The following is a 12,653-nucleotide window of genomic DNA, read 5'->3' as shown; positions in this document are numbered from 1 at the left end:
TCTGCCGCGTCACGTCGCGGACGTGGGGAGGCACTACTCTTGTCCGCGTGTACTGGTTCTTGAAGTTCGTCGCGATCGGCCCCCTGCTCAAGGTCGTCTTCCGCCCCAAGGTGGACGGTCGACGGAACGTGCCGAGGCGCGGGCCGGTGATCCTCGCGGGCAACCACCTGTCCTACATGGACTGGCTGTTCGTGCCCCTGGCACTGCCCCGGATGGTCCGCTTCGTGGCGAAGTCCGAGTACTTCACCGGGACCGGTCCCAAGGGCTGGGCGCAGCGCTTCTTCTTCACCAGCACCGGCAACATCCCGATCGACCGCTCGGGTGCGACGGCGGCCGAGGGCGCGATGATCTCGGCGAAGGGCGTGCTCGACGGGGGCGGGATCTTCGGCATCTACCCCGAGGGCACCCGCTCGCACGACGGCCGCCTCTACCGCGGCAAGACCGGGGTCGCCCGGCTCGCGCTGGAGACCGGCGTCCCGGTCGTCCCTGTGGCCGTCATCGGTACCGACCGGATCGCGCCCCCGGGCAAGAAGTTCGGCAAGGTCGTGCGCCCCACGATCAGGTTCGGCGCGCCGATGGACTTCTCCCGCTACGCCGGCATGGAGAACGACCGGCAGATCCTGCGGGCCATCACCGACGAGATCATGTACGAGATCATGGCCCTCTCCGGCCAGGAGTACGTCGACACCTACGCCGCCGACGCCAAGGCGGCCGCCCGGGCCGAGCGCAAGGACAAGGGCGACGGCGACGCCTCCAGGATCGCCTCCTGATCCAGCGCATCCACGCCGACCGGCGCGGGCCGGCGGCTCTCGAGATCGAGAGCCGGATGTTCCGCGCCCTCGCGATCCTGCGCGTCGCGGTCACGGTCTGGGCGGTCGTGCGCGCCGGCGTACGCAACCACTACGACCACCCCGCCGCCGCCTGGGTCTGCGTCGCGCTGATGGTCGCCTGGACCCTCGCCTCGATCTGGCTGTACGCCGCCCCCGCACGCCGCACCGCCGTCCTCCTGGTCGCCGACCTGGGGTTCGCGCTGGCCGCCCTGCTGGCCACCCCGATCGTGAAGGGCCCCTGGTTCCACGCCACGGTCCCCGGCTACTGGATTATCGCGGCGCTGATCGCCTGGGCGGTGCGCTACGGCTGGGTCGGCGGGCTGGGCGCGGGCACCCTCCTCGGGGTGACCGACCTGCTGTGTCGTCAGGTCCGCACCGGCACCGACTGGGGCAACCTCTTCCTGCTGATGCTCACCGGTGCGATCGTCGGCTTCCTGTGCGCCTCGCTGCAGCAGATGGCGGCCGAGCGGGAGCAGGCCCAGCACGAGCTGGCCGTCGCCTCCGAGCGCGCGCGACTGGCGCGGGCCGTGCACGACGGGGTGCTGCAGGTGCTCGCCCTGGTGCAGCGCCGCGGCGCCGAGCTCGGCGGCGAGGCGGCCGAGCTCGGCCGGCTCGCCGGTGAGCAGGAGGAGTCGCTGCGGGCGCTGATCCGGGTGCAGAGCCCGGCCCCGGCCGTGGTCGGCGACGCCGACCTCGTGGCCGCGCTCGGCGCGCTGGCCGGTCGGCCGGGCGTCGAGGTCGCGCTGCCGGCGGGCGCCGTCCTGATGCCGGCGGCCCGGGTGGGGAACACGGTGGCCGCGGTGACGGCCTGCCTGGACAACGTCGAGCGCCACGTCGGCCGGGGCGCGTCGGCCTGGGTGTTCCTGCAGGACCTCGGCGACGAGGTGGAGGTCTCGGTGCGCGATGAGGGCGACGGGATCCCCGAGGGCCGCCTGGCGTCCGCGGAGGCCGACGGCCGGATGGGCGTCTCCGGCTCGATCCGAGGCCGCATCGAGGATCTCGGCGGCGAGGCCCGGCTGCGCACCGGCCCGCACGGGACCGAGTGGGAGCTCGTCGTACCGAAGGAGCAGCCGTGACGATCCACTCCGGACACCCGTTCCCGACGCCGTCGGACCCGGCCCGGCGCTTCCGCGGCCGCCTGGGCGGGGGAGTCACGCTCTGGACCGCCGGCGGCGAGGGGGACCGGGCGGGCCTGAGCGTCACCTCGCTCATGGTCGCGCTCGGCGAGGAGTCGTGCCTGCTGGCGCTGCTCGACCCCGACTCCGACCTGCTGGAGCTGCTGCGCGAGACCGGCCGGGCGGTCGTCGTACCGCTGCGCTGGGAGGACCGCGGCCTCGCCGAGGCGTTCGCCGGCACCGCGCCCGCACCGGGCGGTCCGTTCCGGCAGGCGACCTGGGAGCAGACGCCCTTCGGCCCGCGGCTCGCGACCGCCGACACGTGGGCCGGCGTCGAGCTTGTCGACGAGCGCGAGATCGGCTGGTCCGTCGAGGTGCGGGCTCGCCTGGCGCAGGTGGAGATCGGCGAGGAGTCCGATCTGCTGCTGCACCACCGGGGCCGGTTCCACCGGCTCTGACCTCGCCACCACCGCGACGACCTTGTGCAGAACTTGGTGTGTCGTGGTGACTTCTTGTCTTCGCCCCCGAAGTGCCGATGAGTCCCTCATCATCGAGATCATCGAACCGACGACGAGAGGCGGGAGGTGTGCCATGCGAACCTGGCGACGCCGCACGGACCCGCCGCTCAGCCCCCGTGACGTGGTGGTCCTCTCCGCCGGCGGCAACCGCGGCGCGGTGCAGGTGGGGATGCTCCAGGTCCTCATCGAGCGCAACATCCAGCCCGTGGGGTACGTCGGCTGCTCGGTCGGTGCCCTCAACGCGGCGTTCATGGCGTCGGGGACCAGCATCGACCGGACCGCCGAGCTCGGCGAGTACTGGCGCTCGCTGCGCACCGAGGACGTCTTCCCCGGCGGCAACCTGACCCGCCTGCGCAACCTGGTACGCCGGCGGGCGTTCCTGCACTCGCCCGACGGCCTGCGCTCGATGATCGCGCGCTGGGCGCCCGCCGAGCTGCTCGAGGACCTGCCCATCCCGCTGCGGGTCGTCACGACCCGCCTGGACACCGGCGACACCGTCGAGCACGGCAGCGGGCCGCTCGAGCCGCTGCTGCTGGCGTCCGCCGCCCTGCCGGCGATCTTCCCGCCGGTGTGGCTGCCCGATGGCGACGACGCCACCCACCCGCACGTCGACGGGGGCGTCGCCGCCATGGTGCCGCTGGCGGCCGCGGCGGCGCTGCGACCGACCCGGGTGTTCGTCCTGGACGCCACGGTGCCGGTGCGGGTCGGGCGGATGCGCAACCCGCTCGAGGTCCTGGTCGCCAGCCTCGGCGCCGCGACGCGCTCGCACGGCCAGGAGACCCTGGGCCCCGGTGTGGAGGTGCACCGGCTGACCTGCCCCGACCTCGGAGTACGGCTGCTCGACTTCTCCAAGACCGAGGAGCACATCGCCCTGGGGCGGCTCGTCACCCACGAGCGGCTCGACGAGCTCGCCGGCAACGGCCGGGTCGCCGCGGCCTGATCTAGGGTCGGTCCATGACCGATCCGATCCGGGTGATGGTGGTCGACGACCACCCGATGTGGCGCGACGCGGTGGAGCGGGACCTCACCGCGGCCGGGTTCGAGGTCGTGGCGACCGCCGCCACCGGCAGCGAGGCGGTCAGTCGCTTCCCGGCGGCCCGCCCGCACGTGGTCGTGCTGGACCTCCAGATCCCGGCGCCCACCGGCGTCGAGGTGACCGCGACGGTGCTCGGCGAGGACCCGTCGGCGCGGGTGCTGATCCTGTCGGCGTCGGGGGAGCAGGACGACGTGCTCGAGGCCGTGAAGGCCGGTGCCACCGGCTACCTGGTGAAGTCGGCCTCGGGCGCCGAGCTCGTCGACGCGGTCCGGCGGGTGGCCGCGGGCGACAGCGTCTTCACCCCCGGCCTCGCCGCGCTGGTGCTGGGCGAGTTCCGCCGGCTGGACCGTGACGGTCCGGAGACGCCGCCGGGGGAGAAGCTGACACCGCGCGAGATCGAGATCCTGAAGATGGTGGCGAAGGGGATGGGCTCCCACCAGATCGCCGAGCTCCTGGTCCTGTCCCACCGCACGGTCCAGAACCACACCCAGAACGTGCTGCGCAAGCTCCAGCTGCGCAACCGGGTCGAGCTCACCCGCTATGCCATCGAGCAGGGCCTGGACGACTGAGCCGTGGCTCAGCGACAGCGCGCCCGACCGCACCAGGAGCGGGCCGTCCAGACGCGGCGCCTGCTGCTCGACGTCGGGGTGCGGATCCTCGACCAGAAGGGAATCGCGGCGCTGACCGCCAGCGCCGTCACCCGGGCCGCCCACCTCAGCCCCGGCACCTTCTACCGGTACTTCAACGACAAGGACGAGCTGTTCATCGTCCTGCGCGACGAGGCCGTGCGTGCGATCAACGACGACCTCATGGTCAGTGTCGTGGACGTGCTCGACTCCGAGCTCGAGCCGGCCCTGCGCCAGGTCGTGACCACGCTCGTCGACGGTCTCGAGCGCCACCACGGCGTGATGGCGGCGATGGTGAGCCAGGCCCCGTCGGGCACGGACGCGAACCTGATGCCGGAGATCGAGGCGAACCTGCACCAGCTCGCGTCGCTGCTGCCGCGGCGGCACCGCCGCGACCTGCCGCCCGACGAGCTCGAGGGCGTGGTGTTCATGCTGATGGGAGTGCTGGTCTCGATGTGCCTGCGGATCGCCCTGCAGCGCCCGACCGGGGTGGAGCGCGAGCAGCTCATCGACCTCACCGTCGCCATGGTGGCCACCGGTCTCACCACGCCCCGGGCTGACAGACTCGCCCCATGACGGACCTGCTCGAGATCGCCGACGAGCTGTACGCCGTTCCCCTCGCCGCCTTCACTCCCGAGCGCGACGCCCGGGCGAAGGAGCTCAAGGGCACCCCGGAGGCGGCGCGCGTCAAGGCGTTGCGCAAGCCGTCGACCGCGGCCTGGCTGGTCGATCTCCTGGTACGCCGGGAGCCGGCCCAGGTCGACCAGCTGCTCGCCGTCGGCGCGGCCCTGCGCGAGGCACAGCAGGCGATGTCGGCCGGTGAGCTGCGGACGCTGACCAAGCAGCGGCGTCAGGTGACCGCCGCGGTCGTCCAGCACCTGCGCCAGCTGGCCCTGGCCGAGGGCCACCGCATCACCGAGGCCGTCGCCCTGCAGGTCGAGGAGACGCTGACGGCGGCGATGGTCGACGCCGAGTGCGGCCGCGCGGTCCGCAGCGGGCTGCTGGTGACCGCGCTGCGCACCACCGGGCTCGAGCCGCTGCCGCCCGAGACGGTCGCGGCGGCGGTGGCGCTGCCCGAGGCGCTCGGCTTCCAGGCGGCGCCGCGCGAGGCCCCCGAGCCGCAGCGGCCCGAGCTGCACCTGGTGCCCGACCCGGACAAGGCGGCGAAGGCCCGGGCGGCGGCCGAGGAGCGCCTCGCGGCCGCCACGTCGGCGTACGAGGAGGCGGCGGAGACGCACGCGACCGCCGCCGGCGAGGTGGACCGGCTCAGCGCGCGGTCCCTCCAGCTGCAGGGCGAGCTGGACGAGCTGCGCCGCCGGCTGGCCGAGCTCGAGGAGGAGTCCGACGCCGTCGAGGAGGAGCTCGGCGACGCGGAGGAGGAGCGTGACGAGGCGGCCGCCTCGCTGCGCACGGCGGCGGCCGACCGGGACGCCGCGCAGGCGGCGCTCGACCGGCTCTGACGGCGCTACCGCCGAACGGACCGGACGATCGCCAGCACTCGCCGGTCGATCCACGAGAGGTCCTCGGCGACGCGCATCTCGTAGTTCTCCGCGCCGACCCAGGCCAGGAAGTCGGCCCGGCCCTGCTCGCGCGCGAAGGCGTCGAGCTCGGCCCGCAGGTCGGCGTCGACCGACACCTGCTCCTCGGGCGTGGACGCCACCAGGTAGGTCTCGTGGAGCTCCAGCAGCCGGGCGAGCTCGCCGAGCGGATCGGGATGGTCGTCGACGCGCAGGTCGACAGCGACGTCGTCGTGGCCGCCGTAGCCCGCGCCGTCGCGCACCACCAGCATCGCCGCCGACTGGCGGCCGCGGCTGTCACCGCCGGCCTCGTCGCCGGCCGTCAGTGCGGCCAGCAGCCGGTCCTGCAGCGGCGCCTCGGGGTCGGAGCCCAGGAATGCCGCCTCCATCTCGTCGACGACCTCGGGTCCGGCGAGGATGTTGCCCTGGATCGCGTAGCCGTCGCCGGTCACGCTGCCCGCCCACTCCAGGCACGCGTGGCCGGTGTGGCTGGCCGCGCCGCCCGCGACGTCGACGATCCCGACTTGCCGGTGATCGCGCTCCGGGTCCTCCTCGAGCAGCCGTTGCAGCGCGACCGACGCGGTGGCGCCCTCGTCGAGGAGGGACAGCGCGACGCCCTTGTAGGCGACGTTGGCGAGCGCCTGGGTGGCGATCGCGCCGACCCCCGCGACGGCCGCCGGCACCGCGGATCCGACGGCGAGGAATTTGGACGCGACGGCCACTCCCCAGGTGCTGCCATCTGCGGACCGGGCAACGATCGAGAAGGTCATGGTCCGACGGTAGCCTTGGGGGGTGAGCACCGTCCCCTCCCTCGAGCAGCTGCACGCCATCGGCGCGCTCCAGCAGCCGACCTACGGCGACCCGGCCGCCCTCGCGGCCGTCGTCGAGCGGCTCCGGACCCTGCCGCCGCTCGTCTTCGCGGGCGAGTGCGACGAGCTCAAGGACAAGATCGCGGCGGTCAGCCGCGGCGAGGCGTTCCTGCTCCAGGGCGGCGACTGCGCCGAGACCTTCGCCGACGCGACGGCCGACAACACCCGCAACAAGCTGCGGGTCCTGCTGCAGATGGCGGTCGTGCTGACGTACGCCGCCTCCGTGCCGGTGGTCAAGGTCGGCCGGCTCGCCGGGCAGTACGCCAAGCCCCGCAGCAGCGACATGGAGACGCGCGGCGGGGTCACCCTGCCGGCGTACCGGGGCGACGCGGTCAACGGCTACGACTTCACCCCCGAGTCGCGGATCCCCGACCCCCAGCGACTGCTCGAGGTCTACCACCACAGCGCCTCGACGCTGAACCTGGTCCGGGCCTTCACCACCGGTGGGTACGCCGACCTCCGCCAGGTCCACTCCTGGAACTCCGAGTTCGTCCGCAACAGCCCCGCCGGCGCCCGCTACGAGGCGATGGCGAGCGAGATCGAGCGCGCGCTGACGTTCATGCAGGCCATCGGCGCCGACCCCGACGAGTTCCACCGCGTCGACTTCTACTCCAGCCACGAGGCGCTGATCCTGGAGTACGAGCACGCGATGACGCGGATCGACTCGCGCACCGACACGCCGTACAACGTCTCCGGGCACTTCGTCTGGATCGGGGAGCGCACCCGCAACCTCGACGGTGCACACGTCGAGTACTTCCGCTCCATCCGCAACCCGATCGGCTGCAAGCTCGGGCCGAACGCCTCCGCGGACGACGCGCTCGACCTCGCGGCCAAGCTCAACCCGACCAACGAGCCGGGCCGGCTGACCTTCATCACCCGCTTCGGTGCGGGCAAGGTCCGCGAGGGGCTGCCGGCGCTGGTCGAGAAGGTGACCGCCGAGGGTGTCGACGTCGCCTGGATCTGCGACCCGATGCACGGCAACACCTTCGAGGCCTCCACCGGCTACAAGACCCGTCGCTTCGAGGATGTCCTGGACGAGGTCAAGGGCTTCTTCGAGGTGCACCGCGCGCTCGGCACCGTCCCCGGCGGCATCCTGGTCGAGAACACCGGCGACGACGTCACCGAGGTCATCGGCGGCGGCGAGGAGCTCGACGAGCACAGCCTGGCCCACCGCTACGAGTCGGTCGTCGACCCGCGGCTGAACCGGGTGCAGTCCCTGGAGATGGCCTTCCAGGTCGCCGAGCTGCTGCGCTGACCGTCAGCGACTATCGCGAGCCGCGCAGGGACAGCTCGCTGATCGCGGTGAAGTCGCGCCAGTCGCGCTTCGGGCCGGCGACCGTCGACACGATCTCCAGCCGCAGGCTCGAGGTCGGCCCGGCGGAGACCGGGACCGACTGCATCGACCGGCGCTGCCGTAGGTGCTGGGTGACCGAGGTGCCGTCCTCGAAGGTCCAGCGGACCTCGGTGATGCGGCGGTTGAGGCGGTAGCCGTCGTAGCCGGGATAGGCCTTGGCGTAGCCGTTGACCAGGCCGACCGAGGTCAGGGTGACCGGCCGGTCGAAGGTGATGGTGATGGCCTCGCCCGACGCGTCCCCGGCCACCCGCCAGGCGGTCTGGGTGTCGCCGTCGATCAGGTGGCTGCTCGCGAACGTGACCGGGCGGCCGGCGAGGTCGGTGCTGGCCGGCGCCGTGCCGGGTACGCCGAGGTGGCTGATGTCGGAGGTCAGGTCGGTGCCGGCAGGCGTGGTCGTGGGCGAGCCCGGGGAGCCCGAGGACCCCGTCGAGCCCGGCGCCGTCGAGGGTCCGCTGCCGGGCCGGGTGGTGTCGACCGCCGCGTGGTCGTCGCCCGAGCGGAGCAGCGCCACGGCCGCGACCCCGGTGGCGAGCACGATCACCGCGAGCGCCGCGACCAGCCACGGGAGCAGGCTGCGCCGGCGCGAGGGGGCCGGCGCGGGGGCGGGCTCGGCGTACAAGGGGAACCGGGGCGGCGGCGGGATGGTGCCCACGACGGGTCGAGGCGCCGTCGGCGCGGGCGTGGTCGGCGCGGCGGGCGTGCCGGGGTGCCGGCCGGCGACCGGCCGGCCGCAGTTGGTGCAGAAGCGGCCCACCCCCAGCTCGTGGCCGCAGTTCGCGCAGAAGTCCATGACGCGGGCCAGTGTGCCCGACGCCGGGTCCGGGCGCGAGATCCGCGTGGCGTCAGACGCGGGTGCTGCGGCGTACCGCCTCTGCCTCGATGTCCTCGAGGTCGTGCTCCAGGACCTTGCGGGTGTGCTCGAAGGAGTGGTTCCCGAACATCTTCCACATGGCCCGCGAGACGGCGCTGCGGTCGTGCATCTCGATGGTGGTGGTCATGGCGAGACGGGTCGAGGTGTTGGAGGCGTCCGCGGGCGTGAGCCGGTACGCCGTCCGGATCGTGTCGACGCCGGCCTCGGCCTCGACCACGACCTTGCGGGGCGCCTCGCACTCGATGACGTGCATCTGCTCCATCTCGTGGTGGCCGAAGACGTTGCGCTTCTCGCGCCACGACGTGCCGACGTCGTAGACGCCGTCATCGGTGCCCTCGGTGGCGGTGACGCTGCGCAGCACGCTGTCGGCGTGGGCGACGTCGGTGATCACGTCCCAGACCGCCTCGGGCGGAGCGGGGATGGTGCTGTGTGCGTAGATGATGTGACCGGCCATGCTGACTCCTCAGGGTGACCCCCAGGACTCCATGGTGCTCCCGCCTCCGGCGAATTTCTACACCACGTAGACGGTGATCGAGGTGCCCTTGCGGACCGACTGCCCGGACCGCGGATCGGTGTTCACGGCGCGGTCGGCGCCGACGTAGAACGCCGAGTGGGCCGTGGTGACGTGGAGTCCCAGCGCCGTCAGCTTCGCGACCGCCGCGGAGGTCGACATGCCCCACACCGACGGCACGGTGACGAAGGGCCGGCCCTGCGACACGGTCACCGTCACGGTGTCGCCCTTGTAGAGGGTCGCGGTCTGCGGATCCTGGCTGATGACGTCGCCCAACGCCACGGTGTCGCTGTACTCGCGGTGCACCACGACCTTGAGGTGCTGCTTGCGCCACCGGGCGATCACCGGCGCTGCGGGGTCGCCGGTGTGGTCGGTGACCTTGATCGGCTTGCGGCCCTTGCTCACCCAGATCCGCACCGCGGTGTCGACGGGGAGGCTCCTCGCCGCCTTCGAGCCGTACGCCGGGTCGGTGCGGATGATCTGCCCGGCCGGAACCGTCTCGGACCAGACGTCGGTCTCGCGACCGACCACCATCTTGACGGCGGCCAGCGTGGCCGACGCCTGGGCGACGGTCTGGCCGCGCAGGGCGGGCAGGTCGTGGACCTCGGGCCCCTTCGACAGCGTCACGACGACGGTGTGGTGGGGGAGGATGCGACTGCCGGGTGAGGGGTCGGTGCTGACCACGTGCCCGGCCTCGACGGAGTCGGAGTAGACGGCGTCGGCGAACTCCGCCTGCAGCCCGGCCCGGTCCAGGGCCGCCGTCGCCTGTGCACGGGTGTCGGACAGGACGCCGGGCGTGGTCGTGTAGCGGGCCCAGCCGAACCAGTAGCCACCGCCGCCGAGGCCGGCGAGGAGCAGGGCGACCAGGAGCAGCACGAGCGGCCGGCGCCGGCTGCGGCGTCGCTCGGCAGGCTGCTGCGCGACGGGGGCGGGCGGGGGCAGGCGGCGCGGGGGAGCCGGCGGGGCGGGCGGCGGGGGGACCTCGATCACCTGCGTGCGGTGGTCGTCGGCCGCGTCCCGCAGCTGCTCCAGCGGCTCCGGCGTGGTGTCCACGCGCTCGCTCGCGGAGCCGAGGTCGGAGCGGGAGTGCGGGAGCAGGTCGTCGACCAGCTCGTCGTCGACCGCGAGTCCCTGCCGCAGCGCGGACTGCACCCGGCGCACATGGTGGAGCAGGACGCCCGCGTCCGCGGGCCGCAGCGAGCGGTCGCGGGTCGTGGCCCGGGCGACCAGCGCATCGACGTACGCCGGGATGCCGGGGACCCGCGACGACGGGGCGGGTACGTCGGTGTGCGCGTGCGCGTAGGCGACCTGGATGGGGCTGTCGCCGGTGTGCGGCTTGGTGCCGGTCAGCAGCTCGAACAGGATGACGCCGGCGGAGTAGACGTCGACGCGCGCGTCGGCGATGCCCTCGACGACCAGCTCGGGGGCCAGGTAGGAGACGGTGCCGATCAGCACGCCCTGGGTGACGGTGTGCTGGGTGTCGGCGCTGACCGCCTTCGCCAGGCCGAAGTCGGCGACCTTGATCCGGCTGGCTCCGGAGTGGGGGTCGGTCGCGATCAGCACGTTCTCCGGCTTGACGTCGCGGTGCACGATGCCGGCCCGGTGGGCGACGGCGAGGGCGGAGAGGACCGGCTCGAGGAGGGCGAGCGCCCTCTCCGGCGCCATCGGTGCCTCCTTCGCGATCGTGTCGCGCAGGGTGTGGCCGGGGACGTACTCCATCGCGAGGTAGACCGTCGGCGCCGCACCGGTGTCGTCGGTGCCCTGGTCGTAGACGGCGACGATGTTGGGGTGCGAGAGCTTGGCCGCGGCGCGCGCCTCGCGCACGAACCGGTCCGCGAAGTCGTGCTCGCCGTTGGTGCTGTCGCCGAGGCCGGCGTGCATGATCTTGACCGCGATGGTGCGGTCCAGCCGCAGGTCGGTGGCCTCGTAGACGCTGGCCATGCCGCCGCGCGCGATCCGCCCACCGATCCGGTAGCGGCCGTCGAGGATCCGGCCGGAGTTGGGGTCGCTGACACCGGCGGCATCGCCGCGGGCAGGCTGTTCGCGCACAGCGACCCTCCTGTGCTCACTTGTTCTGGCCGGGGAAGTGGCCGGAGACGCCATGGTACGGCGGCCCGCCCGACGCCCTGACATGCCGCGCCGTGCGGCAGGATGGCCGCATGAGTGAACCCCGTCTCGCGGATCTGGACCTCGCCGAGCTCGTCGCCGACTGGCTGACCTGGGACGAGGCCGCGGAACTGATCGGCGTCACCCCGGCCAAGGTGCGCACCATGGTGCAGGCGCACGAGCTCGCCGCCGCGGTGCCCGTCCCCGGCCGTGGCCCGCGCGTCCCCGCCCTCTTCCTCGACGACGAGGGCCTGCCGGTCAAGGGCCTGCCGGGGCTGCTGACCCTGATGCACGACAACGGCCTCGACGACCGCGAGTGCATCGCGTGGATCTTCCTCGACGACGACCTGCCCGGCCGTCCGATCGACGCGCTGCGGGAGAACCGCGGCGCCGAGGTCAAGCGCAGGGCCCAGGTCCTCGGGGGCCTGTGAGGTGTCGCGCACGCGTCTCGGGGGTCGCAACAGCGCGCTGTCGGCGGCAGTCGCCGCGCTCATCGCGCTCGGCACGTGGTGGTGGTCGGCCCACCACGACCCCTCGGCGTCCGCGCCATCCGGTTCCTTCTCGTCCACCTGCCCCTCGATAGCCCACGGACGGAGCCAGGTCGACGGCCTGCCCACCGTCGAGCTCTCGACCCTGCCGCCCGAGGCCGCGCAGACGGTCGCGCTGATCCAGCGGTGCGGCCCGTTCCCCTATCCCGACCACGACGGCGGGACGTTCGGCAACTACGAGGGCCTGCTGCCCGCACAGGGCAAGGGCTACTACCAGGAGTACACCGTGCCGACACCCGGGGAGTCCGACCGCGGCGCCCGTCGCATCATCGCCGGCCACGACGGCACGCTCTACTGGACCGGCGACCACTACGAGCACTTCGCGGTGATCGCGCGATGAGCGGGCTGGGCGAGATCCTGGCCGGCCGTGCCCCCGCCGGCCTGCACCGCACCGCCGCGCTCGACCTCGACACCACGCGGATCCAGGCGGCCGAGGCCGGCTGGAGCATCGCGTACGTCGACGGGTCGGCCCTCGACACCCGCCACGCGGTGCTGCGTGCGATCGGCGAGGCGCTGGAGTTCCCGGCGTACTTCACCGGGCGGAGCCTGGACGGGCTGCACGACTGCCTGCTCGACCTGGCCGGGCCCACCGTCCTGGTGTGGCAGGGCTGGGGCACCCTGGCCGGCTCCCACCCGCCCGACCTGCGCCGGCTGCTGCTGGTCCTCGCCGACCGCGCGGCCGAGGAGCCGGGGTTCGAGGTCGTGCTGCTCGGCGACGGCCCGCCCGACGCCGCCCCGCCGCTCTCCTAGCC

At 73.3% G+C, this 12,653-nt stretch carries 15 protein-coding genes; 11 read left to right on the top strand and 4 right to left on the bottom strand.

The genetic code is table 11. The features are described from left to right. Positions 1-47: 47 nt before the first annotated feature. The 7 genes from ACYU8V_RS10285 to ACYU8V_RS10255 all read left to right on the top strand — a co-directional run bounded on the left by ACYU8V_RS10285 (position 48) and on the right by ACYU8V_RS10255 (position 5,585). On the top strand, positions 48-770 hold the full coding sequence (locus ACYU8V_RS10285) for a lysophospholipid acyltransferase family protein (RefSeq protein ID WP_460847128.1): 723 nt from the start codon (positions 48-50) through the stop codon (positions 768-770). A gap of 56 nt (positions 771-826) precedes the next feature. Next, the gene (gene macS / locus ACYU8V_RS10280; protein WP_460847127.1) at positions 827-1,906 is read left to right on the top strand and encodes a MacS family sensor histidine kinase; all 1,080 of its coding nucleotides are present in this window, start codon (positions 827-829) and stop codon (positions 1,904-1,906) included. Further along, a complete protein-coding gene (locus ACYU8V_RS10275) occupies positions 1,903-2,403 on the top strand; it encodes a flavin reductase family protein (RefSeq protein WP_460847126.1) in 501 nt (166 codons plus the stop codon). The genes macS and ACYU8V_RS10275 overlap by 4 nt, the downstream gene beginning before the upstream one ends. Positions 2,404-2,536: 133 nt before the next feature. Then, entirely contained in the window at positions 2,537-3,403 is an 867-nt protein-coding gene (locus ACYU8V_RS10270; RefSeq protein ID WP_460847125.1) for a patatin-like phospholipase family protein, read from the top strand. Between the two features lie 14 nt (positions 3,404-3,417). Beyond that, positions 3,418-4,068, top strand: coding sequence for a response regulator (locus ACYU8V_RS10265; protein ID WP_460847124.1), 651 nt, complete (start codon positions 3,418-3,420; stop codon positions 4,066-4,068). A 3-nt stretch (positions 4,069-4,071) separates the two neighbouring features. Beyond that, positions 4,072-4,701: a TetR/AcrR family transcriptional regulator gene (locus ACYU8V_RS10260; protein WP_460847123.1), complete on the top strand. Its 630-nt coding sequence runs from the start codon at positions 4,072-4,074 to the stop codon at positions 4,699-4,701. Then, on the top strand, positions 4,698-5,585 hold the full coding sequence (locus ACYU8V_RS10255; RefSeq protein WP_460847122.1) for a hypothetical protein: 888 nt from the start codon (positions 4,698-4,700) through the stop codon (positions 5,583-5,585). The genes ACYU8V_RS10260 and ACYU8V_RS10255 overlap by 4 nt, the downstream gene beginning before the upstream one ends. A gap of 5 nt (positions 5,586-5,590) precedes the next feature. On the opposite strand, the gene ACYU8V_RS10250 is transcribed toward ACYU8V_RS10255, so the two are convergent. Beyond that, a complete protein-coding gene (locus tag ACYU8V_RS10250; RefSeq protein WP_460847121.1) occupies positions 5,591-6,412 on the bottom strand; it encodes a DUF1028 domain-containing protein in 822 nt (273 codons plus the stop codon). A gap of 22 nt (positions 6,413-6,434) precedes the next feature. Between ACYU8V_RS10250 and ACYU8V_RS10245 the strand changes: the two genes are divergently transcribed. Beyond that, complete coding sequence (locus ACYU8V_RS10245) at positions 6,435-7,766, top strand: class II 3-deoxy-7-phosphoheptulonate synthase (RefSeq protein ID WP_460847120.1); 1,332 nt, start codon at positions 6,435-6,437, stop codon at positions 7,764-7,766. 10 nt (positions 7,767-7,776) lie between these two features. Here the strand turns inward: ACYU8V_RS10245 and ACYU8V_RS10240 are convergent, their stop codons facing one another. The 3 genes from ACYU8V_RS10240 to pknB are packed head-to-tail and all read right to left on the bottom strand — an operon-like array spanning position 7,777 to position 11,296. Further along, positions 7,777-8,655, bottom strand: a complete 879-nt coding sequence (locus tag ACYU8V_RS10240) for a discoidin domain-containing protein (protein ID WP_460847119.1) — start codon at positions 8,653-8,655, stop codon at positions 7,777-7,779. Between the two features lie 52 nt (positions 8,656-8,707). After that, positions 8,708-9,190, bottom strand: a complete 483-nt coding sequence (locus ACYU8V_RS10235; RefSeq protein WP_460847118.1) for an SRPBCC family protein — start codon at positions 9,188-9,190, stop codon at positions 8,708-8,710. Between the two features lie 57 nt (positions 9,191-9,247). Next, positions 9,248-11,296 (bottom strand): Stk1 family PASTA domain-containing Ser/Thr kinase, encoded by a 2,049-nt coding sequence (gene pknB, locus ACYU8V_RS10230; RefSeq protein WP_460847117.1) that lies wholly within the window; start codon positions 11,294-11,296, stop codon positions 9,248-9,250. Between the two features lie 110 nt (positions 11,297-11,406). On the opposite strand from pknB, the gene ACYU8V_RS10225 reads away from it, so the two are divergent. From ACYU8V_RS10225 to ACYU8V_RS10215, 3 genes are read left to right on the top strand one after another with little or no spacing between them, the layout of a single operon-like run. After that, positions 11,407-11,784, top strand: a complete 378-nt coding sequence (locus tag ACYU8V_RS10225; RefSeq protein ID WP_460847116.1) for an Rv2175c family DNA-binding protein — start codon at positions 11,407-11,409, stop codon at positions 11,782-11,784. Position 11,785: 1 nt separating this feature from the next. Beyond that, entirely contained in the window at positions 11,786-12,241 is a 456-nt protein-coding gene (locus tag ACYU8V_RS10220; RefSeq protein ID WP_460847115.1) for a guanyl-specific ribonuclease, read from the top strand. Next, on the top strand, positions 12,238-12,651 hold the full coding sequence (locus ACYU8V_RS10215; protein ID WP_460847114.1) for a barstar family protein: 414 nt from the start codon (positions 12,238-12,240) through the stop codon (positions 12,649-12,651). Before ACYU8V_RS10220 ends, ACYU8V_RS10215 begins: the two co-directional genes overlap by 4 nt. Positions 12,652-12,653 lie beyond the last annotated feature (2 nt).

It is taken from the genome of Nocardioides ultimimeridianus (assembly GCF_054777895.1).
The sequence above is the reverse complement of the archived record's forward strand: the minus strand, read 5'-3'. Positions and strand labels throughout refer to the sequence as shown.